This is a genomic window from Sphingomonas sp. Leaf62 (assembly GCF_001421915.1).
Lineage (GTDB): Bacteria > Pseudomonadota > Alphaproteobacteria > Sphingomonadales > Sphingomonadaceae > Sphingomonas.
Window position 1 is genome coordinate 36987 of the sequence record NZ_LMLN01000027.1, and the last position, 24544, is coordinate 61530.

At 59.9% G+C, this 24544-nt stretch carries 21 protein-coding genes; 18 read left to right on the plus strand and 3 right to left on the minus strand.

The window, feature by feature from the left end; genetic code table 11:
• Positions 1–7: 7 nt before the first annotated feature.
• Together ASE91_RS11165 and ASE91_RS11170 are read right to left on the minus strand one after the other, a co-directional pair.
• Complete coding sequence (locus ASE91_RS11165) at positions 8–718, minus strand: polysaccharide biosynthesis/export family protein (RefSeq protein WP_156357799.1); 711 nt, start codon at positions 716–718, stop codon at positions 8–10.
• 39 nt (positions 719–757) lie between these two features.
• Positions 758–2071: an O-antigen ligase family protein gene (locus tag ASE91_RS11170; RefSeq protein WP_156357800.1), complete on the minus strand. Its 1314-nt coding sequence runs from the start codon at positions 2069–2071 to the stop codon at positions 758–760.
• A gap of 343 nt (positions 2072–2414) precedes the next feature.
• Here ASE91_RS11170 and ASE91_RS11175 point away from each other — a divergent pair, with 343 nt between their 5' ends.
• The 18 genes from ASE91_RS11175 (at position 2415) to ASE91_RS20845 (ending at position 23116) form a co-directional block, all read left to right on the plus strand.
• Positions 2415–3650, plus strand: a complete 1236-nt coding sequence (locus tag ASE91_RS11175; protein WP_056626248.1) for a sugar transferase — start codon at positions 2415–2417, stop codon at positions 3648–3650.
• Between the two features lie 346 nt (positions 3651–3996).
• Positions 3997–5340 (plus strand): hypothetical protein, encoded by a 1344-nt coding sequence (locus tag ASE91_RS11180; protein WP_235530449.1) that lies wholly within the window; start codon positions 3997–3999, stop codon positions 5338–5340.
• Complete coding sequence (locus tag ASE91_RS18845) at positions 5340–6077, plus strand: class I SAM-dependent methyltransferase (protein ID WP_082453982.1); 738 nt, start codon at positions 5340–5342, stop codon at positions 6075–6077. Before ASE91_RS11180 ends, ASE91_RS18845 begins: the two co-directional genes overlap by 1 nt.
• Positions 6078–6253: 176 nt before the next feature.
• Complete coding sequence (locus ASE91_RS11190) at positions 6254–7411, plus strand: glycosyltransferase family 4 protein (RefSeq protein ID WP_056626253.1); 1158 nt, start codon at positions 6254–6256, stop codon at positions 7409–7411.
• Positions 7412–7413: 2 nt separating this feature from the next.
• Positions 7414–8538 carry a hypothetical protein gene (locus tag ASE91_RS11195; RefSeq protein ID WP_156357802.1) on the plus strand — a complete coding sequence of 375 codons (1125 nt, stop codon included), beginning with the start codon at positions 7414–7416 and terminating at the stop codon, positions 8536–8538.
• The gene (locus ASE91_RS11200) at positions 8535–9503 is read left to right on the plus strand and encodes a hypothetical protein (protein WP_156357803.1); all 969 of its coding nucleotides are present in this window, start codon (positions 8535–8537) and stop codon (positions 9501–9503) included. The genes ASE91_RS11195 and ASE91_RS11200 overlap by 4 nt, the downstream gene beginning before the upstream one ends.
• Positions 9496–10347, plus strand: a complete 852-nt coding sequence (locus ASE91_RS11205; protein WP_156357804.1) for a glycosyltransferase — start codon at positions 9496–9498, stop codon at positions 10345–10347. Before ASE91_RS11200 ends, ASE91_RS11205 begins: the two co-directional genes overlap by 8 nt.
• Positions 10348–10383: 36 nt before the next feature.
• Entirely contained in the window at positions 10384–11391 is a 1008-nt protein-coding gene (gene gmd / locus ASE91_RS11210) for a GDP-mannose 4,6-dehydratase (protein ID WP_056626262.1), read from the plus strand.
• Positions 11392–11393: 2 nt separating this feature from the next.
• A complete protein-coding gene (locus ASE91_RS11215) occupies positions 11394–12341 on the plus strand; it encodes an NAD-dependent epimerase/dehydratase family protein (protein ID WP_056626264.1) in 948 nt (315 codons plus the stop codon).
• Positions 12342–12477: 136 nt separating this feature from the next.
• Positions 12478–13950 (plus strand): hypothetical protein, encoded by a 1473-nt coding sequence (locus ASE91_RS19450; RefSeq protein ID WP_200911251.1) that lies wholly within the window; start codon positions 12478–12480, stop codon positions 13948–13950.
• 73 nt (positions 13951–14023) lie between these two features.
• Positions 14024–14596, plus strand: coding sequence for a dTDP-4-dehydrorhamnose 3,5-epimerase (rfbC, locus tag ASE91_RS11220; RefSeq protein ID WP_056626266.1), 573 nt, complete (start codon positions 14024–14026; stop codon positions 14594–14596).
• Positions 14597–14610: 14 nt separating this feature from the next.
• Positions 14611–15660: a dTDP-glucose 4,6-dehydratase gene (gene rfbB, locus ASE91_RS11225; RefSeq protein ID WP_056626268.1), complete on the plus strand. Its 1050-nt coding sequence runs from the start codon at positions 14611–14613 to the stop codon at positions 15658–15660.
• Between the two features lie 34 nt (positions 15661–15694).
• The gene (gene rfbD, locus ASE91_RS11230; protein WP_056626271.1) at positions 15695–16582 is read left to right on the plus strand and encodes a dTDP-4-dehydrorhamnose reductase; all 888 of its coding nucleotides are present in this window, start codon (positions 15695–15697) and stop codon (positions 16580–16582) included.
• Positions 16579–17448, plus strand: a complete 870-nt coding sequence (gene rfbA / locus ASE91_RS11235; RefSeq protein ID WP_056626273.1) for a glucose-1-phosphate thymidylyltransferase RfbA — start codon at positions 16579–16581, stop codon at positions 17446–17448. Before rfbD ends, rfbA begins: the two co-directional genes overlap by 4 nt.
• Before the next feature lie 95 nt (positions 17449–17543).
• A complete protein-coding gene (locus ASE91_RS11240) occupies positions 17544–18413 on the plus strand; it encodes a glycosyltransferase family 2 protein (protein WP_156356148.1) in 870 nt (289 codons plus the stop codon).
• 81 nt (positions 18414–18494) lie between these two features.
• Positions 18495–20984 carry a glycosyltransferase gene (locus tag ASE91_RS11245; RefSeq protein WP_156357806.1) on the plus strand — a complete coding sequence of 830 codons (2490 nt, stop codon included), beginning with the start codon at positions 18495–18497 and terminating at the stop codon, positions 20982–20984.
• A complete protein-coding gene (locus ASE91_RS19455; protein WP_162233657.1) occupies positions 20981–22276 on the plus strand; it encodes a glycosyltransferase in 1296 nt (431 codons plus the stop codon). The genes ASE91_RS11245 and ASE91_RS19455 overlap by 4 nt, the downstream gene beginning before the upstream one ends.
• A gap of 129 nt (positions 22277–22405) precedes the next feature.
• Positions 22406–23116 carry a CatB-related O-acetyltransferase gene (locus tag ASE91_RS20845; RefSeq protein WP_056626280.1) on the plus strand — a complete coding sequence of 237 codons (711 nt, stop codon included), beginning with the start codon at positions 22406–22408 and terminating at the stop codon, positions 23114–23116.
• Between the two features lie 39 nt (positions 23117–23155).
• Here the strand turns inward: ASE91_RS20845 and ASE91_RS11260 are convergent, their stop codons facing one another.
• A complete protein-coding gene (locus ASE91_RS11260; protein WP_162233658.1) occupies positions 23156–24505 on the minus strand; it encodes a glycosyltransferase family 2 protein in 1350 nt (449 codons plus the stop codon).
• Positions 24506–24544 lie beyond the last annotated feature (39 nt).

Genomic DNA, 24544 nt, shown 5'->3' on the forward strand with positions numbered 1-24544 from the left:
CGAAACCTTATTGCAGGATCGCAATGAGCGGGCCTGCCAGCAGCGGAGACAGCGACACGAAATCGCGGAACAGTCTACGCTGTGGGGAATCACCGACGACAATTACGTCGTTGGCATATACTGGCGGATCGTCATACGCACCCTGACGAATGGCCGCGACATTGTAGAGGCCGGCCATCCGACGCTCGCCCACCGTGCGCAGGATCACCACGTCATTTTGACGAGCGAATTCAGACAATCCCTTGGCTGATGCAATTACACGCATTAGTGTCATCTGGTTCGTGACGGGGTATAGTCCCGGCTCGACGACCTGTCCGTCGATTGTAACGACCTGGCTGACCGAATTCTTGATGTTGATGGTTACGCTGGGGTCACGGACGTACTTTGCCCGCAGCGCCGCCTCGATTGTGGCGGCGAGCTCCTCTGCGGTTTTGCCGCGTGCATCGATCGTACCGGCCAGTGGCATAGCAATGCGACCACTCGCGTCCACTTGTATCTCGCGACTGAGATCCGGGACGTTGAAGACGTCGACCTGGACAGTATCGAGAGGGCCGATCAGGGCCGGACGGTCCGCCGCCGTCAGATCGCTTCGCCCTGGCGGAGGCAGGACCGAACTGCCCTCGACAACGGTCAATCGTTCGGTCGTTTTCAATGGCTCCTGCCGGACGCATCCAGCAAGGACGCCTGCCATAAAAAGGACGATATAAAACTTGCGCATGCGCTTGGGGAGTCCGGGATGCATATGGAATATGGTGGCCTATAGTTGCTGGGCACCGCCGGGTAAAGCTGAGCGCAATGCGGTTTCAGCCTTTGTCAGCCATATCGCGGCAACGGCGATAACCGCCATCATTAAGGGGGTGCGGGCCGGGTAATCGAACGCACTGGCAACGAAAACCAAAAGCAGAACAGCCGATCCCAGAGGCTGGAATAGTTTATTATCATGCGAGCGCCAAGCCCGTATGCTGGTGATGAGCCACCATCCCAGCGCAACGGCAAGCAGGATCAATCCAGGAAGCCCGGTGTCGAGAGCGATCTCCAGATAATCATTATGCGCGTGATTGAAATAGGTGACCTTCAATAGCGAAAATGGTTCGTGCATTCGAAACAACGGGTCAAAACCACCAGCTCCCGCCCCAACCGGGAAATACAAAGAAATCATGTGAAGCACGACCGGGAGCCCACGGGTCCGCATGTCGCTGGTAGTTTCGAGTGCGACGGCCCGATCAATGGAATTTGCGCGATCAGCCACTATGCTCAACAGCACAATGCCCATTACGACAGCTAGGGTACCGATCATCAGCGCCGGAAAAATCCAGCGAGGAGGACGGGAAAATACCCGCCGCAGCCCATTACGCACGAATACTGATCCTATTAACAGGGACATTGCACCGGTAACGATACCTGCACGCGATCCGCTCGCAAGGATCATAAGGACGAACAACAATATCAATCCCAGTGCGATTGGTCCGCGTCGGCGGACGCCGCCGTTTCCCCCGAAAGCCCAGACGGGCGCGATCATACAGCCAATTGAAAGAAACAGTGCGAAATGGTTTCGGTTAGCAAAGTTACCGCTAACCTGACCAGAAGTATCGTTCACAAAAATATTATTGTAAATCGCCCCTGAGAACTGTATGATACCAAGTATCATTGAACCCACAACTAAAAATAGGAGCAGATCCATTAACCATAGGTGCTCGTTTTCTTTAATATTTGAAATGAGCAACAATATGACAAATGGCACGCAGAGTGAAAAGAACGCGTTGACTGTAGCGCCGGGAACAATGGCCAGCGGTCGCCAAAGTTGCGGAACGCCCCCCAACCCTTGCGCGAAAGCAAAGTCGCCCCGACCGGGCAACGCCATCCATAGCGCTTGCGGAAGCGGTACCAACTGCACGAGCAGCAGCAACAGCGTAGCCAACAAGATCGCGCCGACCGGCCACGTCGCCTTCAGCGATGGCTTCAGCCCAATCAGGATCGCAACGACCAATGACGCAAAGGTCACCACGCGCACGACGACCTGCCCCAGCAAATCGGGCCGGGACCCTCCACCGGCGAGCCAGAGCACAAACATCAACGCGCTCAGAATAAGGAACGCCGGGCTCGCGGCGAACCGCGGCCTAGGCCGCGATCGTTGATTGAACACCAGGCTAAACACTCCTCACACGACCGACGATGGCCCTACTACGCAAACGCACCGGTTGGCAAAAGCTGTGCTCCAAGCGAATGTTGCATCGCACACGCTACTTTGATAGCGGGTGACCGAAGAGGAGCAAAACATGCTCCGGCTTCAGCGTAGATCAACAATGCCGCTTCGCATTTCGTCCCCCGCGGCACCTCTGGTGTCGACTACCCCTTCAAATCGAAAGGGAACATATCCACACCAGAAGAAAGCCGCATTGTTACGCCTTCGTTACATGATTCTCATTGGAATTATCGTAGCCATTTTATTGCCAATGGCGGTTCGGCAAATTACGACCGGCATTCCAATCGTACAAGCAACGCAATACAACACCGCGCTCGGCGGCATTGTCGCACTAATCCTTGGTGTACTTGGCTATCGCCGACTACACATTTTCCCAGGAATTGCCGCAGGCAGCTATATCTTTATATCGCTTACGACCACCTTCGCGGTCCTGGCGGTCAGTTTCTTCATGATGCGGATCGACTACAGCCGACTGCAATTCCTGAGCAGCTATCTGCTATCGTTGGCGCTGTACCTGTACATCCACCAAAAGATAGCACTGCACCGCCGATTGCGGGTCGGCGTGGTGCCGAGCGCGGCAACGCTGCAACTGCCGACGTTCGACAAGGTCGATTGGATTCTGCTGGATCCCGAGGATACGGCCGACAGCATCGTCGTCGATGCGATCGTCGTCGATCTGCGCGCCGACCATGACGATTTCTGGGACACGCAGATTACGCGTTACGTGCTGCGCGCGATCCCGGTCTATCATTTCAAGCAGGTGGTCGAGCAACTGTCGGGCCGGGTAGAGATCGAGCATCTGTCCGAGAACACGCTCGGCGCGCTCAATCCCAACGACGTCTATCTAAAGCTAAAGGGAGCGGCAGACATACTGGCCGCGACGACCCTCTTCCTGGTGCTGTTTCCAATAATGCTGATAACGGCACTGATGGTGAGGCTCGATTCACCGGGGCCCGCGATCTTTCGGCAGCAGAGGATGGGATACCGCGGTAAGCCGTTTACCATTTACAAGATGCGAACTATGCGCGTCGATGCACCGGTTTCAGCAGCCTCCGACCTGCAGCTGCTGAAAAACGCGATGACCCAGGTCGGCGATCCACGCATCACGCGACTGGGCCATTTTCTGCGCCGCAGTCGGCTCGACGAATTGCCGCAACTCGTCAACATCATTCGCGGCGAGATGAGCCTGATCGGTCCACGCCCCGAGGCGCTCCCTTTAAGTCGCTGGTACGAAAGGGAAATTCCTTTTTACCATTATCGCCACCTTATCAAACCAGGCGTTACTGGCTGGGCCCAGATCAACCAAGGCCATGTGACGGAAGTAGCCGACGTAAGCGAGAAGCTTCACCTAGACTTCTACTACGTCAAGAATCTATCGTTCTGGCTCGACGTGCTCATCTCGGTCCGAACGCTACGGACGATGGTGAGTGGGCACGGCGCGCGATGAGCAGCGGTGCGACGACCTTCAATCCCGTTGCACGGTGCCGGTTTTTCCCAAGCACCCGGGCGGCGTCGATCGTCGATGCACCGAGCAGGACACTTGAGTATAACTACCCGTCGGGCGTTGCGGGACTGGCAAGGCACCGATCGCGTCGGAAGCAGCAACAGTTCTTTGTAACGAAGCGGAGAGCCTAATTTAAGGACTGTTTGAAAATTCACGGGTGGACGATGCACGGGATGGAAGCGCTGCAGTTCGCTTCCCATTCATTTGCGTCATCATGGAAACCTGCGCTAGCAGTCCGCCGCTGTGACGGCGGCAAGCGCCCCTAGCTCATGAGGCCCTCTCCCGTACCATGCTAATGATCGTTCGCCGCACCCTCGATCTAGATCGCAACGTGCTGAAGGTGCTGATTTTCCGCCTCTGGACGATCCTCGCTGGAATCGTCACGGTCATCACTATCCCGCATTTTCTGAGCGGGGAGAGCCAGGGCTATTATTACACCTTTTTGAGCATCGTTGCGCTGCAGGCGCTCTTCGACCTTGGCCTGTCGCAAACCGTAGCGCAGATCTCGAGCCACGAATTTGCCTATGTCAATCTCGACCGGCTTACGGAAATCGGCTTCACCCCACATGTCGCCAAGCTTGCTTATGTAAAGGCGACTGTCACGCGCTGGTATCGATGGGTTGGCGGAGCATTCATCGGGATCGTTGTTTTGGTCGGCACAGGCTATTTTGTACTGTTCGGTGCAAAAATCGATGAGCAATGGCTGGGGCCATGGATCGCTCTGGTCGTCACCACCGGCATTAACCTCATCCTGAGCCCGCGATTAGCAATCGTCGAGGGCGCGGGCTGGACAGGGGCCGTAGCGGGGGTGCGACTGGTGCAAAGTATAGCGGGCTATGTGCTACTGGTGACCGCGCTCGCCGCCGGCGCCGGGCTATGGAGTGCGATGATGGTGCCGTTTGCGGCCAATCTGGTATCCTGGGCATGGCTGCGCGGGCGCGCTAATCCTTACCGAGCCATCCCCCCCTATCATCCGGCCGCCGGACATGATCATACGCCATGGCGCGCCGAAATTCTCGGCCTGCAATGGCGCGTCGCGATAGCTTGGCTGGGCGGCTATTTCGCCTCGCAGGTGATCGTGCCGGTGGCATTCGCCCTGCAGGGGCCGGAACCGGCCGGCCGGATCGGTCTGGGGCTGCAGGTCTTTGGAGCAGTGCAGGCGCTGGGAATGAGTTGGATCAGCGCGCGTGTGCCGCGTTTCGGTCAGTTCATCGCGCGCGGCGATCATAAGGCGCTCAGGGCACAGTTCGTGCGCGCTGCAGCGAGTGCAACTGGAGTGTCAGTGGCTATGGCACTTGCGGTAGTGGTGGTGCTCGCGGTTGCGCGCAGCGAAGGCATGTTTCTGGCTCAACGCATTCCATCCGTGCTGGCGACCGTACTCTTGGCGGGCAACGCGGTGCTGGGCACGATCATCTATGCAATGGCGGCGTACATGCGGGCTCATAAAGAGGAGCCGCTGGTACTTTCTTCGCTAGCTATCGGCAGCACGACACTGCTTGCCGCTATTGCTGGAGCGCGGCACGGCGGCGATGCGCTGGTGTTGGCCTATGCCTGTGTCACGCTATTTCTCAATTTGCCTTGGACGGTGGTGATATTCCGCCGCTATTACCGCCGGGACATTAGGGGTTTGTGATGAACAAAGAGACGTGGCTTGACGATGTTTACGGTGATTACGACAAATGGAAAGGCTGGTCTGGTGGCACTTCGGTGCAGGAACGCCGGCTAATTGCCATCGAACTAGCGCGCACGGGCGTCAACCCACCCGCACGGGTGCTAGAGATCGGTTTTGGCACCGGAGCTTTCCTGCTCCATCTCCAATCTCTTGGCTATGAATGCTGGGGAATTGAACGACGAGACGAACATGATACCGCACTCGAACGACAAGGTCTGACGATCCGTAGCGGTGACGTGTCTGATTTACCAACAGCGCATTTCGATTTGGTGTGCGCAATGGACGTCTTCGAGCATCTCGATAAGCCCGACATTATCGATATGCTGCGCAAGGTGCGCGCTGTACTCAAACCCGGTGGACGCCTGCTCGCGCGCTTTCCCAACGGCGCCAGCCCGTTCGGCGCGATGAACCAGTCGGCAGACCTCACGCATCTTACCCTGCTGTCCATCACATCCTTCTCACAAGCTTGTAGTGTCGCCGGGCTAGAGATGGTCGGCGGGTGGAATTCGGCGGTGAGCTGGCGCGGCGAGGGCTTGCTACGCTCAGCCATCAAGCCAGTCACTCTTGCCGGTCGACGGCTAGTCGAGATTGCACTGGGTGCGCTGTTCTATGGCGAGCGCCGCCCACTCGACATGAATGTGACGGTCTGCGCGCAACGCCGAGATGACCATGCAGGAAGCTTCGGCGATCGCGGTTGACGCACTTACGCTACGATATTTTGGCAAAGGCAAGACACCGCGACGCCGGTTGCCATGATCGCCGATTGCGTGCATGGCCGCGGAATGAAGCGTCGTTCGCGATCCCGTCCGGAATTGTGAACAGCAGGTAGATCGATGACGCAAATATCCGCCCATTCCTTGATCGTACTTGCCTGATGATGCCTGTTTCTCGCAAAGATCTGTCATCAACGGGACGGCCGCGTCGTGTCATCGCGGTTGATGCGCGGACGCTGGCGCAAACGGGCAAGGGAGTTCCGCGGTTCCTGGCCGAAACGTTGCGCGAACTGGCTGCGCACGACGACCTGAAAATGATCCTTTTCAGCAATCGCCCTCTGCATCCCGGGCATGTGCTGCCACCGATCGCGACCATTATCGACCACGCCTGGAGCCGTATGCCGGGATCGCTGTGGATGATGGCTCGGCTGAACACGCTGGCGCTGCGGGCAGGGGCGGACACGATCTGGGGCCCTGCGCATGTGCTGCCGCGGCAGCGCGCCGGCCTGCGCAGCGTCCTGACCGTTCACGACCTGGTTCATCGGATCATGCCGGAATCGATGGGAACATGGAATCGGCGAATCTCGAAATGGCTGGTCGAGCCGTCGATCCATCGCGCCGACCGGATCATCGCGGACAGCATCGCGACCCGCGACGACGTGCTGTCGCTGGTCCAACCACAGCGACGCGATATCGACGTCGTGTACCTAGGCGCGCGTACTTTGTCCGTGGACGAGATGGCGACCGCCCACGACGGGGCGGGGCAAGCTAGTGCCACGCCCGACGCACCCTATCTTTTCTCGCTAGGTTCGATCGAGCCACGCAAGAACATCGACGGCCTTATCCGCTGCTTCGAGCAGTTGCAGGTCCGATGCCCGATGCTGTCACTGCGGCTGACGGGTGCGCATAGTTGGGGCGCCTCGGCGACGCTGGCGGCAATCGGAAGCAACAACGCCTGTCATCTGCTGGGTTTTCTAAGCGATGCCGAACTCGCCACGCAGATGGCGGGCGCCCGGGCATTTATCATGCCCTCGCATTACGAAGGCTTCGGCCTGCCCGTCATTGAGGCGGTCGGGCTGGCACCGATCATCGCCGCGGACATCCCGGTCTTCCGGGAACTAGGACAGTTCATTGAAGGTATCCGTTTCGTGGACTTCACGAAGCCTGACGCCGCAGCGACAGACATCGCGGCCTTTCTGGCGACTGATCCAGCACCGGCACGGTTCGTGAACGGCGGAGCCGAGCTATTTCGATGGGAGACGACCGCGCGTCGCTATGCCGAAATCTTCCTGACCAATGGCGCGCAGGTGCGCTCGTGATCTTGGTGCGCAAGGTCGTGACCGCACACGTACTGGCGGTGGCGCTGACCGTCGCGCTGGTGATGATCTACGGCGTGGTTCCAGCCAATCCGGAATTGTTCGGCGTACCGCCGTGGCCGGCTTTCATGTTGCGGGAATATGTCTCCGGGGCTCTAATGCTTGGCGTCATCGTCGCCATCGTCGGCTATGGTACCCGCAACATCAGCTCAACGCGTAAACCGATCCCCGTCCATCCGATCATCGTGATCGCCGTGTTCGCGGGTGGGTGCGTCTGGCTAAGAGAGCATTCTTGGGTCGATGTCCGTGAAGGCTTCGAGGGCAGCATCTCTGCCGTGTTCCGGGTCTTGTGGTTCGTCATTGTCATCAATCTCCGACAGGACCGGATGAGCGTGACTAAGCGGATGATCTATGTGCTGGGCACTGCGATCCTGATGTTCTTCGATCAGTCCCGCACCTATTTTCTGATCGCAATGCTGGTGCTACTTGCCAATTTCAACTGGATCGCGATCGTCCCGGCACTAGTAGCGGGACTAATGGTAGCGGCAATCAGGTCCGACCAAAATTACGGCTTTCTCCACTCAATTACATTCGCAATTGGCGGCGAGGGGTATCTGGGCAGTCAAGGTGTCTTTCAGGTACTGTCGCTTCCCGAAGACGGGCTGAACTTCTCCATTCCCGCGATCCAGGCCCTGTTCGCACCAGCGACCGCCTTGGTGACGGTGATCGCCAAGCGGTTCGATTATCCCGCCGACCTGCTCGATTCCAGTACATATCTGGGAAATTACATCGAGGCGCTGACCAACCAGCCCTATCCACCAATGGGTGGTTTCTTCATCATGTCCGAATTTATCCGAGCCGGGTGGTTCGGGTTCGTGTGCATCGCATTATACATGACGATCGTGTTTGTTCTCACGAAGCGGCTATTCGACACTGCGGAGTTCCCGATCGGGTCCTTTATCGCACTACTGGCGATCAAGAACTCACCGATGACCTATTGGAACTTGGTTCTCGTGGTGGTCGTGTTTTCCTACCTGTTCCGTCAGGCTGGGCGTATCCTGCGATCGGTGCGGGCGGACAACGCGCCACTGCCATCACCGCTTCCCGGCGCAGCAAGAGGTGAGCAATGATCGTCAGTCTTGCCAACCTTAATGCCTCCAACGGTATGTTTTGGTATGCGATCGATAAGATCAGGACGGTGGGTACCACGTCCGTCACTGTTCTGGTCAACCCCCGGCTCGCACCACTGGTCCGCAAGGAATTGCCTGACGTCACCGTTGCGGAGACGGAGCGCGGTGCGGCGGTACGGCGGATCGTGACTGCTAAATTGTTGCGGCGGTCTCGTGAGAAGGTCGTGACCTTCACCTCGCATCCGTTGCCGTTCGTGCCTGACCAGACCATTGCTTTCTACGACGATTATCCGTTCGCCGGACGGACGGGCGCCCTGAAGCGCGCATTGTTCACGTTTGCGACGAGGACATCACGATGCCGGGTCGGGATCATCAACCGCTCGCTCGCGATGCCGTTTCTGGCGAAGTGCGGCATTCCGGCGGAGCGGATCTTCTTTGACAGCGCATTCCCAGCTGTCGACCTGCAACAAACCTCCGCGCGTACCGCCGAGCCGGGCATGCCGTTGCGGATCGGTCTGGTTGGCACAGATTCGCGCAAGAAGAACTATACCGAAATATTCGCCGCGACGATTGCGCTGGAGCGGACACGCGACGTACGGTTCCTGCTGTATGGGGCAGAAAACGACTATGTCCGCGAATTGAAAGCTGACTTCCCGGGGATCGACTTGACCGTCATGCCGTCCGACGATGTCGGGCCGGTAGCGTTCTTCAACGGGGTCGACTATCTGGTCAGCGCCGCACGCGCGGAGGGCTATGGCCGTCCCATGGGGCTGGCTGCGGCGTTGGGTGTGCCGATGTTCCTGCTGCGTTCACCGGTATTCCTCGAGTTCTTCGGGGAGCACGCCACCTTCTTCGACGATGCGGTCGCGTTGATACGTCATATCACCAATATGCGTCCGCCAGCAGTAACCACGGTGCCTCGCCTGACTCACGCCGTCCCTCAGAGGAGTCCGTTCTTTGCCTGATGGCATCATTCCCGAGGGCATGGTCGATGTCTGGTGCTCGGTCGTCGCGTACAAGACATCAGCCAGCGAGATCGAACGGCTCTCTGCCACGCTGGCGCAAGCACACGTGGCGGTGGTGCTTACGATCGTTGACAATGCCGGGACACTGCCCGACGCACTGCAGCTACCCGCCGGGCTAATGGTCGAGCGGCTGTCGCCAGGCCGCAATCTGGGCTATGGCCGTGCGCACAATTTGGCCATCGCGCGGTCGCGTGGCCGCTGCCGTTATCATCTCGTACTCAATTCCGACATCGAGTTCGACGCCTCCGTCATCGATGCACTGGTCGATTTCATGGACTCGCGCCCGACCGCCGGGCTAGTTATGCCAATGGTGCGTTATCCGGATGGTGAGTTGCAGCATCTGTGCCGGCTGTTGCCGAATCCGGTTACCCTGATCGGGCGGCGGTTTTTCGGTAGGACAAAATGGGCACAGCGGCTCAACGACCGTTACGAACTGCACGACTGGAGCTACGATGAAATCGCTAGTTTCCCTTTCTTGTCGGGTTGCTTCATGTTTATGCGCCGCGCTAATCTCGACAAGGTGGAAGGGTTCGATCCGCGCTTTTTTCTGTATGCCGAGGACTTGGACCTGTCACGCCGGCTTCACATGGTGTCGGAGACACTCTTCTACCCAAGCGTGTCGATTACGCACGAATATCGCAGCCTTAAGCGGCGTAGTTGGCGGCAATGGATCTATGCCCTGACCAGCCTGACGCAATATTTCGGAAAATGGGGCTGGGTGCTGGATGCAGAGCGCGACCGGATCAACCGGCAGACCGTCGCCAGCATCCATCACAAAAAATAAAAATTCGCTTTAATTCGAATTAGGAAATAATCGGTTATGACGAAGCGCGCACTTATCACCGGAATTACTGGGCAGGACGGAGCGTATTTGGCGCAGCACCTGCTGGGGCAAGGATATGAGGTGCACGGTGCGGTCCGCCGTTCATCCCATGGTGGCGTCGCGGACCATCGCCTGGTTTGGTTGGGCGTGCTCGAAGACGTAGTGCTGCACGATGCCAACCTGGTCGACATGGCCTCGCTGGCGCGGCTCATCGATCAGGTAAAACCGGACGAATTCTATAATCTGGCAGCACAGTCTTTCGTTGCGACGTCGTGGCAGCAGCCGATCCTGACCACGCAAGTGACTGCGCTTGGCGTCACGCATGCGCTGGAGGCGTTGCGGTTGATCAAGCCGGATACCCGTTTCTACCAAGCATCGTCATCCGAAATGTACGGCCTGATCCAACAGGATATGCAGAGCGAGAAGACACCCTTCTATCCGCGCTCGCCCTATGCGGTTGCCAAATTGTACGGCCACTGGATCACGGTCAATTACCGCGAGAGCTTCGGGATGCACGCCTCCTCGGGGATTCTGTTCAATCACGAGAGCCCGCTGCGTGGCCGGGAGTTCGTCACGCGCAAGGTCACCGATGGCGTAGCACGTATCAAGCTCGGCATGACGAACGAGCTGCGTCTCGGCAACATCGACGCCAAACGCGACTGGGGCCATGCGCGCGATTACGTCAAGGCGATGTGGCTGATGTTGCAGCAGGATCAGGCCGACGATTATGTCGTGGCCACTGGTCGCACGACGACGGTCCGGGATATGTGTCGGATCGCCTGCGAACATGCCGGCATCGACATGGATCAGCATATTGTCATCGACCCGGAACTCTTCCGCCCGGCCGAAGTCGACATTTTGCTCGGCGACGCTGGCAAGGCGCGCGAAAAGCTTGGCTGGGAAGCCGAAACTTCGCTCGAGGATATGATCTGCGAGATGGTCGACGCCGATATGCGCCGGCTCCAGGATCCGATCGCCTATATCCCGCGCTCGCCCGCACTCTGATAATGCAGCCATCGCTCCCCTATCGATCGATCTTGCTGACGGGTGCCGGTGGCTTCGTCGGTCAATATCTAGTTCCTGCCTTGCGCTCGAGAATGTCCGGAGATGCAACACTGCATTTCATCGCTCGCAAGGGGAGCGCAGCTGTAGATCTACTCGATCCGGTCGGCGTACACGACCTGATCGAACGGGTGCGTCCCGACCTTATCATCCATCTGGCGGCCCAGTCCTCGGTCGGCCAGTCCGCCGGCAAGGCGGCCGATACATGGCGCGTCAACGTTGGTGGCACCATCAACTTGGCGCAAGCAGTCGCTACCGTCAGCCCCGCATGTGTTTTCGCCTTTGCCAGTAGCAGCGAAGTCTACGGTGCAGCATTCAACCACGGCACCGTTACCGAGAATACTGTGCCGCTCCCAATGTCACCCTATGCCCGGTCGAAGCGGGCGGCAGAAGAGGCGTTGTCGGACATCCTTGGCGAAGACAACAGGTTGATCCTTTTCCGACCTGCGAACCATAGCGGGGCGGGACAAGACACACGTTTCGTGCTGCCGGCGTTCGCACAACAGATTGCCGACATCGAGGCAGGCACGATCCCCCCGGTAATCCGGGTCGGATCGTTGACCGCAGAACGGGACTTTCTCGACGTACAGGATGTCGTTGATGCCTATCTACGCGTTCTTGCCGCGCCCGTCACAGCAAGGCGGCAGGTGTTCAATATCGCATCGGGTAAGCCCGTTCCGATAGGCTGCCTGCTCGACATTCTGCTAACCTTGTCCTCACACCGGGTTGCGGTCGAGCAGGATCCCGCACGAATGCGCGAAAGCGAGGTTCCCAAGACTTTAATCGAGAGCAATGCGATCCGCGACCGAGTTGCATGGGCACCGCAGACCACGCTTGAACAGACCATTGCAGACGTCCTAACACATTGTCGTACACAGCAACATAAAAAATGACCGCGCCGAAAACCAATACCAATCACCACATCAACAAGTCACGTCTACATCGATCGGGCATACCTGGTAATATAGATACGATCGGGCGGGTACTCCAAAATAAATCGAGGGCGATATTTCCTTGAGTACCAAACGGATGGCACCCACGGATCAACATCCTGCAGTTTCACGCCGGTTTTTTCTGGGTACGAGCCTTTACTCGCTGACGATACCGGCGCTGTCCGGCACGGGATTATTTGGTGTTTCCGCATGTCATGCGGAGATACCCAAAGAACGTGCGTTGCCTTCAAGTGATACCCCGGACGATCATCGGATGCTACAATCCATGTTCGACAAGGGCGGTACGATCATCCTTGATCGCACCTATTCGATCACTGATACCCTGTATTTGTCTGGGAAAACGCATGTCCGTGGCACGAACAATGCCCGGATTGTCTGGATCGGCCCCGCCAACCGATCGATCATCAGGGATACCAGCACCCGCACCCCTTCGATACATAACCGCAACATCACCCTCGAGAATTTCGAAATTGACGGCGGTGATCTGGTTACGGGAGGGACGGATCAATTCGCCATCGAATTTTATCGCACCGGTAACGTCATCCTGCGACGGCTCGTCATCCACGGCGTCGGTGGATCTGGTGTCCGCTGGGGTAACAGCTATCTCGATACGACTGATATCCTAGTCGAGAATTGTACTATCTTCGGCTGCCGGGTTGGCGATGCCCTTCAGGGTAGCGGACGCCGGATCATGCTTCGCGATAATGTCATTGGTACATCGTCTTCTAAAAGTAATTTTGGCGATACCGGCATTGCATTGCTTATGGATTTTGATCGCACCACTAATCCAGAAATTCTGTATTCCAGTCAGGTGCAGATTGTCGGCAACCATATTCAGGGCAATTACCGCGATACCGGTTTTACCGGTGTAGGCGGCAAAGCCCAAACAGGCATCGCCTGTGGGCCGTTTTCTACCAATTTTCCGTCATCGATAAAGATCGAAAACAATCGCATAACAGGATGTTATGTTAATATATGGCTTTCTTCGATGAAGGATGTCACCATTTCGGAAAACTTTCTGGGTCGCCATTACTCGAACCTGACAGGTAATATTCGTTTGGATAACATATCCGACGCCGAAATACTCTATAACAAAATTTCCACGATCTATCCGAGTAACAATAGCGACACTTGCGCGATATTGATACAGTCGCGGCGTATTGTACATGGAAATTCTATATTTGACGGCGATGTCAAGAATATTACTATTGCTGAAAATATCATTTATGGATCTAATTCATCTGGAATACGAATTATTTTTGGCGAAAAAAATATATATCCACAAAATATTTCTCGTATAAGTGACATTAAAATAACTGGTAACAGTTTTTTTGGAATAAGTAATCCTGTATCATTAAACCCCGTTACTGGAGAAACTTCCAAAACTTTTATAGGATCTATTATTTCAAATAATATTTCTGATAAAAGAACTACTACTTTTATTAGTATTCTAGGTAAAAAATCGCAATATAGCGAAATTATAATCCAAAATAACCAAGTCCCAGATCACGCAATTTTAAAAAGCGGTACGGGTACGAATATAGAATAAGAGCCACTAGTTATAATTCGATCGCGGGTGAGCAGCATTGCCAGTAGGTACCGGCACCGGTAGTTGAGCCTGTATGTCGCCCCCCCCCTCCCCCGTCCAACTCATCCGCCCGAAACGCCATGGCGACGCCCGTGGCTGGTTCACCGAGGTCCATTCGGTACCCGCCTTCGCCACGCTCGGCATCGACTGCACCTTCGTGCAGGACAACCATTCCTATTCGGCCCCCGCCTTCACCCTGCGCGGCTTGCATTTTCAGACGCCGCCGCGCGGGCAGGACAAGCTGGTGCGCTGCATCCGCGGGCGGATCTTTGACGTCGCGGTCGATGTTCGCAAAGGCTCGCCGACCTGGGGCCAATGGGTCGGGGCCGAGCTCTCTGCCGAAAACGGCCACCAGCTGTTCATCCCCATCGGCTTCGCACACGGCTTCGTCACGCTCGAGCCCGATTGCGAGGTCACCTACAAATGCTCGGACACCTACGCGCCCGATCATGACGGCGGGATCGCGTGGGACAGTGTCGGCATCGACTGGCCGATCCCCGCCGGCGTCGTCCCCGAACTTTCGCCCAAGGACGGCCGGCAACCGACACTGGCCGACTTCGACAGCCCGTTCGCCTATGACGGCCGTCCGCTGACCCCGCTTTCCTGATAAGGACCGATCGCATGCGCATCTTCGTCACCGGCGGGGCCGGCTTCATCGGCTCGGCGCTGGTCCGCCATCTGATCGAGAACACGACCCACGACGTCCTGAACTTCGACAAGCTGACCTATGCCGGCACGCTGACCACGGTCGAGCGGGTCGCCGACAGCGATCGGTACCAGTTCGTCCAGGGCGATATCTGCGATGCGGAGGCGGTCCGTGCCGCGATCGCCGGCTTCCGGCCCGACGTAATCACCCATCTGGCCGCCGAGAGCCATGTCGACCGTTCGATCGATGGCCCCGGCGCGTTCGTGCAGACTAATGTCGTCGGCACGTATACGATGCTGGCCGAGGCGCGTGCCTGGTGGCTGGACCTTGACGAGGATGCGCGCAAGGCGTTCCGTTTCCACCATATCTCGACCGACGAAGTGTATGGCACGCTGGGCGATACCGGGCTGTTCACCGAAGACACGCCCTATGATCCGCGCTCGCCCTATTCGGCGTCGAAGGCGGGCAGCGACCATCTGGTCAGCGCATGGGGCCATACCTTCGGCCTGCCGGTGCTCATCACCAACTGCTCGAACAATTACGGGCCGTATCACTTCCCCGAAAAGCTGATCCCGCTGATGATCGCCAAGGCGCTCGATGGCGAAAAGCTCCCCATTTATGGCAAGGGCGATCAGGTCCGCGACTGGCTGTATGTCGAGGACCATGTCCGCGCGCTGCAGGCGGTGTTCGAACGCGGGCGACCGGGCCGGACCTATAATGTCGGCGGTCATAACGAACGGCAGAATATCGAGGTGGTGCAGACGCTCTGCGCGATCCTCGACGAACTGCGCCCGCGCGCCGATGGCCGTCCTTACGCCGAACAGATGACCGAGGTCGCCGACCGCCCCGGCCATGACAAGCGCTATGCGATCGATGCGTCGCGCATCGGTGCCGAACTGGGCTGGACGCCCGCCGAAACCTTCGAGACCGGCATCCGCAAGACGGTGGAATGGTATCTGGCGAACGAGGCGTGGTGGCGTCCGCTGGTCGCCGCCAAGGCCGCCGAGCGGCGCGGGGTCGCGTGATGCTGCGTCGACCTGTCGACATGTCGAGTGCGCGATGAGGCCGATCCTCGTCACCGGGGCCAACGGACAATTGGGCCGCGAACTGGTGCGCATCGCCTGCCCCGCCGGCTATGCGGTCGTCGCGCTCGACCGGGCCGCGCTCGACCTGACCGATCCGGCGGCGATCGCGGGCGTGGTCGCCGGACGCGACTGGGCGGCGGTCATCAACGGTGCGGCCTATACCGCCGTCGACAAGGCCGAGAGCGACGTGGTCGCCGCATGGCAGATCAACGCGCTGGCCCCTGCCGCCTTCGCGCAGGCCTGTGCGGCGGCCAGCATCCCGCTGGTGCAGGTGTCGACCGATTACGTCTTCGCCGGCGACAAGGACGGTGCGTGGGAAGTGACCGATCCGGTCGCGCCGCTCGGCGTCTATGGCGCGTCGAAGCTCGGCGGCGAACTGGCGGTGCGCACCAGCGGCGCGCGCCACGCGATCGTCCGCACCGCGTGGGTCGTGTCAGCACACGGCAGCAACTTCGTCAAGACCATGCTGCGCGTCGCCGCCACCCGGACCACGCTGTCGGTGGTCGACGATCAGATCGGGTCGCCGACCAGCGCCGCCGATCTGGCGAGCACGCTGCTGGTGATCGCCGTCCGTCTGGCCGAGGACGCCGACGCGCCCACCGGCACCTTTCATTTCAGCAATGTCGGCGCGGTCAGCTGGGCCGGTTTCGCGCGCGAGATTTTTGCGCAATCGGCGCTGCGCGGCGGGGCCTCCGCCGAGGTCGCGCCGATCCCGAGCAGCGACTATCCGACCCCGGCAAAACGCCCGGCCAACTCGCTGCTCAGCCACACCGCCATCCACGCCGCCTATGGCATCGCCCCGCGTCCGTGGCAGGCGGCGCTTGAGCCTATTCTCGACGAACTGATCGGACATACAGCATGAAGGGCATTATCCTCGCCGGCGGCTCGGGCACGCGGCTTCACCCGGCGACGCTGGCGGTGAACAAGCAGCTGCTGCCCGTCTATGACAAGCCGATGATCTATTACCCGCTGAGCGTGCTGATGCTCGCGGGCATCCGCGACATCCTGATCATCTCCAGCCCCGAATTCCTCGACAATTACCGCCGCTTGTTCGGCGACGGATCGGCGTTCGGCCTGACCATGACCTATGCCGAACAGCCCAGCCCCGACGGCCTTGCACAGGCGTTCACCATCGGTGCGGACTTCATCGGCGACGACAACGTCGCGCTGGTGCTGGGCGACAACATCTTCTTCGGCGCGCACCTGACCGACCTGCTCGCCAGCGCCGTCGCCCGGCCGACCGGCGCGACCGTGTTCAGCTACCGCGTCGAGGACCCCGAACGCTACGGCGTGGTCGAATTCGGCGAAGGCGGCCGCGCGATCAGCCTCGAGGAGAAGCCGGCGGTGCCGAAGTCGAACCACGCGGTCACCGGCCTGTATTTCTACGACAACCGCGTCGTCGACTATGCCCGCAACCTGAAGCCCTCGGCCCGGGGCGAACTGGAGATCACCGATCTCAACCGGCTCTATATGGAGGCCGGTGACCTGTATGTCGAACAGATGGGGCGGGGCTATGCCTGGCTCGACACCGGTACGCACGACAGCCTGCTGGAGGCGGGCGAGTTCGTGCGGACGTTGCAGAAGCGGCAGGGCGTACAGGTCGCGTGTCTCGAGGAAATCGCGTTCGAGATGGGTTTTATCACCGCCGATCAGGCACGCGCGGCAGGGGAGCGGTTCAAGAAGACCGCTTATGGCCAGGCGATCCTGAACGCGGTCGAGGGGCGCTAGTCCCACTCCCGCCGGCCACCGGATCGGGGCCGGCGGTGACAAAGGTGGGCAGACCGACTAGGGACGACGCTCCCTATCTTCCCGGAAAATCGTTCGTGCCGCCACTCGCCATCATCACCATGGTCTATAACGAGGCGGAGAAGCTGCCGATTTGGCTGCGGCATTATGCGCGGCAGGTCGGGCTGGCGCATTGCTACGTCATCGATCACGGGTCGGACGACGGCTCTACCGAAGCGCTCGGCGGCGCGAGCCGGATCATACTGCCGCGGTCACCGCAGGACAATGACCAGCGTCTGGCACTGGTGGCCGACCTAACCCGCGGCCTGCTGCGCTATTACCGCCGCGTCGCCTATGTCGATGCCGACGAACTGCTGCTCGCCGATCCGGCGGGCTACCGCGACCTCAACGACTATGCCGAACGGATGACGGCCGACGCGGTCACCTCGATCGGGCTGGAGATCGTGCATGGCACGGGCGAGCCGCCGTTGGAATCCACGCGCGGGGTCGGCGGACAGCGCGGCAGCGCGATCTTTTCCTCGTCGATGTGCAAGACCAACATGGTCGGGCGCGGGGTCAACTGGGCACCAGGCTGGCATGCGCACGACGCCGCCCCGCGCTTCGACGATCTGTACCTGTTCCATCTGCGCCATGCCGATCTCGATCAGGCGCTGAGGCGGCTCGCCATCACCCGGGCGATGCCATGGGCCAGCGAAGCCGCAGGCCGGCACCAGCGCAACGACGACGACTGGATGCGCGGCGTCGTCAGCCATTTCGGCGGGCTGCCGTTCGATGTTGAAACAGGAGTAACGCAGCCCGACGGGCCGGTCGCGCAAGCGTTGCAGGAATTCGTGGCGGACGCCACGCCCGGGGCGACCCCGGCGCATCCATGGTCGGTGCCGCTGGCGCGCTATGGCCGGCCGCGCGTTGCGATCGAACCGCGCTTTCGCAAGGCGTTGGACGTATAATCCGCAATATCTTTAAGCAATTTTTACCATCGTCATTTACCGCTTGCGCCATCGCATCGCTGCCGGAGGGGCAAGACAAACGTGGCACGTAGCAAGCCGTCGAGGCTCGGCACGATCCGGCCGGACCATAAGCCGCCGGCCTCAATTGTGCCGGCCTCTCTACCCGCAACCGTGCGCTGCGCCGGGCGGGTGGAATCGATCGAGACGGGCGAGGGCTTCATCGTCGTCACCGGATGGGCGACCGATGCCGCGGGGCAGCCGGTCGATACCGGCCTGACGATCGAGATCGATGCCGAACGTCACCCTATCGCGGGCCTGTTCCCGCGCAGCGACCTGAAAGCCGAAGGCGTGTCGGCCGAGGCCTGTGCCTTCTGTGTCGATGTCGCGCATGTTGGCACGCTGCCACGCGTGCGGTTGCTGGCGGGCGAACAGGAATTATGGTCGAGCACCCGCCATGCCGTCGGCATCCACACCTTCCGCCCGGTGGCATCGTTCGATCAGGTCAGCCGTGAAGTGGTTTCGGGCTGGGTATATGATCCGGCGCTGTGGCATGGCAGCCGCGCCGCACAGACGCTGAAGCTGCGCGTCGGCGATCGGCTGTTGCCGGTCACCGTCGACGGGTGCCGTACCGACCTGCCCTTCTCCGCCGCGCGCGAGGGCAGCTTCCTTGGCTTTCGCGTGCCACTGCATGCCGCAGCGACGGCCGATTACCGCACCGGCAGCGACGTACTGGTAACCCTGATCGCACAGGGCCATGACCTTGTCGAGGCGATGCTGCAGGTGACTGCGCCGCCCGCCCCGCCGGCCCCGGCAAGGCCCGTCGGCGTGCCGGACGGCTATATCGACTTTCATGGCTGGTCCGCCGGATTGAACGGTTGGCTGTTCGGTGGCTGGATTCGCAACGATGCGTCGGGGGGCACGTCGCTGACGCGGGCGCAACTCGACCGTGACGGTGCTGCGGACGACGCGGTGCTGCTACTTACTTATCCGCGGGCCGACGTGGCGGCAATCGGTCAGGGCATCCTCGCCTTCGTGCCCGGCGGCGCAGGGGAAGCCAGCGACATCGTCCATTTGCGGAGCGACGACGGACAGCGACTGGCGCTCAAGGTATCCGACACCGCGCAACGACTAAACGACCTCGAAGCGGTACGCACGGTGCGTGCGATCGTGCGCGACCTGCCGCACGCCGCCGACAGCGCGTTGGTCGAGGCAGTATCGCGCCCGGTGTACGAGGGCGTCGACACGCTGGCCCCGTTGAACCGCCCGATCTTTCTCGAAGTCGACGAGATCGTCCGTGGTGGTACCGACGGGGTGGTGCTGATCGGTTGGCGAGTCGACCCGACGCAATCGATCGCGACGATCCGCGTCCGTTCGGGCGTGCTTGCTTCCCAGCCCCTTGGCGAGCGCTGGCTGACGGTCGATCGTCCCGACATTCGCGACACGCTGGGCCGCCGGTTCGACCTCGACCATGCCGGTTTCGGTTTCCAAGCCTATGCGGCGATCCCCGGATACGATCCGGCGCAACTCTATCTCGAAATTACGCTGAGCGATGGTGCGGTGGCGTTCAAGCCGCTGCCGGTCGCGGCGCGGGCCGGTCGCGGCGGCATCGTCCGGCTGCTGTCGGGCATGACGGTGACCGCCGACAATGTCCGCCATATGTGCGGCAAGGTCCTCGGCCCGCCCGTCGTCGGCATGAATCGCGAGCGCATCGCCGCCAGCGGTACGCCCGTGGTGATGGCGCTCGGCACCCTGTCGCCACGACCGCGCTGTTCGGTGGTCGTGCCGCTCTATGGCCGGCTCGATTTCATGATGTACCAGATGGCGTTGCTGTCCGAGGCGGGGCTGGGGGAGGACGAGTTGGTCTATGTCCTCGACCAGCCCGAGCGGAAGACCGAATTCCTGAACCTCGCCCGCTCCTGCCACCGCCGCTTCGCCCTGCCCGCGCGTCTGGTGCTCCCGCCGGAAAATCTGGGGTTCGCGGGGGCCAGCAATGCCGGCATGACCGCCGGCGTCAGCGACTATGTCTGCTTCCTCAATTCGGACGTGGTGCCGATCACCGGCGACTGGCTCGACCGGTTGGTGGCGGCGATGGAGGCCGATCCGGGCATCGGCATTCTCGGCGCGCAATTGCTGTTCGAGGACGGCACGCTGCAACATGGCGGCATGGCGGTGCAGCGACTGGCGAGCTTTGGCAACATGCCCTTCCCCTGTCATCCCGGCAAAGGCCGGCTGCCGGCCACCGGCGACACCGTGCGCGACGTGCCGCTGGTGACCGGCGCGCTGATGCTGATGCGGCGGACGCTGGCAGAGGAACTGGGCGGGTTCGACACCGATTATGTGGTCGGCGACTTCGAGGATGCTGATCTATGCATGCAGGTGCGCGCACGCGGCCTGCGCTGCGCGGTGCATGACGGGGTCCGTCTCTATCACCTCGAACGGCAGAGCCAGGGCAGCGCCGCGCAGGCATGGCGGCAGAATCTGACGCTGGTCAACGCCTGCACCTTCGCCGAACGCTGGGATGGCGTGCTGGCCGATATTCCGGTCGAAGACGAACTGATGGTGCTGGCATGAGCCGTTCCGCAAGATCCGCCGCCGTGGCGGTCGCAACCCCGCCGGCCGCAGCCGCGGCGGAAACGCGCGTGCTGGTGATGTCGCACATGGACCCGCGCGTGTCGAAGGGCGGGGCGGAGATCGCCGCATTCCAGCTGCACGAGGAACTGTGCCGCCGTCCGGGCCATCGATCCTTCTTTCTGTCGTGCGCGCCGGGCAAGATCGAGCGGCGCGACGGCGTGGTGTTCGGCCAGCCCTTCGGTGCCGACAATTTCGTCTACACGATGCGCGGGTTCGACCATTTCCTCCATTCGAACCCGGATGGCGAAACGGTGGCCGAACTTACCGCGCTACTGCATGAAATCCGGCCCGACGTGGTGCATATGCACCATTACACCAATTTCGGGCTGGAGATGCTGCTGACCGTCCGCCGGGCGCTGCCCGAGGCCCGGATCGTCGTGACGCTCCACGAATATCTCGCCATCTGCAACCATTTCGGCCAGATGGTGAAACGCGGCAGCTTCGCGCTGTGTCAGAAATCCGGCCCGCGCGAATGCCATGGCTGTTTCCCGGAGATCAGCCCGCAGGACTTTTTCCTGCGCGAGTTGTTCATCAAGCGCTTCTTCCGCCTGGTCGACCGGTTCGTGGCACCCAGCGCCTTTCTGGCCGAGCGCTACATCGCCTGGGGCATTCCGCGCGAGCGGATCAGCGTCATCGAAAACGGCATTCCCGATCCCGGGCGGCGCGGGCAACTTCCATATCCGACGCTCGATCGCGGTATCACTTTCGGTTTCTTCGGGCAGATTTCACGGCTGAAGGGGTTCAACGTCCTGCTCGACGCCGCCGCCCAGCTCGACGACGACGACGACGCCGATATCCGGATCGAGGTGCATGGCGATTATTCGTCGCAGCCCGAGGATTTCCAGCGCGAGGTGCGCGAGCGCCTGCTCACCGCGCCGCGCAACCTGCGCTATATGGGGCCGTACGACAATGGCCGCGTCGACACGCTGATGCAGTCGGTCCATGCGGTGGTGGTGCCGTCGATCTGGTGGGAAAATTCCCCGCTGGTGATCCAGGAAGCGCTGGCCAATCGCCGGCCCGTCCTGTGTTCCGACATCGGCGGCATGGCCGAAAAGGTCCGCGACGGGGTGGACGGTTTTCACTTCCAGAGCGGCAGCGGCGCCAGCCTTGCCGCCCTGCTGCGCCGGTTGGCGGCGGACCGGGGGTTGCTGGCGGAGATACAAGGAACGATGGCTATACCACCGACAGTATGCGAAACTGCGGATCGGATGATTGACATTTATTCCGGGTAACGGTCGACAAGCATACAATCAGCTCAGGCGCAGATTATACATTATTGTAATTTACGCAATAAAAATAAATACTTATGATCGATCTCATATAGCCGCGCAGATGCTACGACTGATTGGACATGAGGTGACATGCAACTCGACACGAATGCACTGAAATCGGTCGGTATCGATCTGGCCTTTCCCCGGTCGTTCGATATCTGGGGAGATGCCGCAATTGAATCTCCGGTATTTTGCGCCTCGAACCTGCGGTTCGACACGTTCCTGCGGATCGGCGCCTTCAGCAACCTGAACGCTTCCACCGAGATCGGCCACACCTCGATCGGCCGTTACACAAGCATCGCACAGAATTGCTTCATCGGTGCGGATCGGCATCCCACCGACTGGATATCGACATCGCGTGTTTTCTATGTCCCCGATTTTCGCGGCTTTTCCACCTTCGTCGGCGGCCGTGATCCCAGCACGCCGTTTTCGGCGACAGGAACGCCGACCAGGATCGGCAACGACGTGCTGATCGCCAACAGTTGCATCATTAATCGCGGCATCACGATCGGCGACGGTGCGATCGTCGCACCGGGCAGCGTCGTGACCAAGGACGTCCCCACCTATGCCATTGCCGGCGGCAATCCGGCACGGGTGTTGCGATACCGGTTCCCGGATGCGATCATCGCAAAACTGCTCGACCTGCAATGGTGGAACTACTCGATCTTCCACCTCGAAAGCATCGATTACACGGACATCGGGAAGGTGATCGATCGCTTCGAGGAAGTTCGGGATGAATTGACCGTGTTCGAACCCGGCTTTCACCTGACCCGGGAAAATTATTCCAGCTTCCTGCAATAGCGGCGCTCGCCGCCGCCACGCGCGGCGACGTTCGTTCGATCAGATTGTGTGCCTCTTCACCCGGTCGATATAGGCCTCAACCTTCTGCTGGAAGAAAACGTCGCCTAGTGCGACGAACTTTTCGTAATCCGATCGCCAGTGGCTGCCCATGCCTTCCATTCCGGTTGCAGCTTTGAGCGCGTTGTAACCGTTGACCGTCTTGCGTTTTGCCTGTTCGACGCTGCGGACGGCATAATGGATCATGGCGAAACCATGTTCGGCGGCGATGACCATATCCGCTTCCCGGTCGGCACAATCGCGGATGAAATGGGCACCCATTTCGACCATCGCAACGCCGTCGATGCGAAATGCACATTTGCGGACCAGTCCCGGCCCGAAACGGCTTCGGCATGGAAAACTGCGATGCAAATCCTGTTCGGGTTCGAACCGCTGCAGGGCAGTCACGGAGGCGGCATGGCTCCACGCGAACACGATCATCTTCGCATCCTGGCGGTCGGCATGATCGACGATCTGTCGCAGCGAGGCTTCGCTGTCGAACGCCTGCAATTCCTCGTCGGCATCTATTGGAAACGCCCAGCGGATCGGACTCCCGATCCCCGCGAATACCCGAGCAGCATAATCCACCAGCGCCATCGTCTTCACGTCCTGATAATAGCCGACGACCGGATCGCTGACGATGAAGGTGATCGCCGATGGATGATCGGCAGCGAAGCGGCGTATCTCGTCGGCCGTATTGTCCGTGCTGCCATTGTCGGCGATCATGAACTTTCGGAAGCCCTGCCGGTGCGATGCCGCCAGACAGGCGTAAATCACGTCGCCTTCGTCCTTGGCCATCGTCACGTGCACGCATCCGGGCAATTCCGGAGCCTCCGCTGCCGGCGGTGCGAGCCGGACCTCGTAACCGGACAGAGGCTGAACCGCCAGCAAGGTGCGGGCGGACGCGAGTTCCTTCAATATCGCCTGATATTCAGCTGCCAGCACCCGCCCATGACAATGCCGTTCGCCCCGCCGCAGGATGTCCACTTCCGCAGCAAAATCACCATGTCGGCGATGAATTTGGGCAATGTGATAGTAAGACCACATATTTGCTGGCGCGACGGCAGCGGCACGTTCGAACCAGCCAAGTGCCGATGCCTTATCATGAAGGCGCAGATACATCTTGCCGAGTTCCAATGGCGCTCGAACATCGGACGGCGATCTGGTCTGCGTTTCATGCAGCAAGGAAAGCGCGGCTTCTGTATCCCCTTGCGCAAACAGCGTTTCGGCGTGGAGATTGCGCGCGACAATATTCCCATCTAAATCAGTTGCATGGCTTTCGTACAGACGATAGGCAGTGTCGTAGTCCGCTTTGGCAACCGCTGCCTGCAGTGCTGGAACCACATCGCTCATATTCGAAACTTGCCCTAAGAAAGTTGAAAATCCGATACG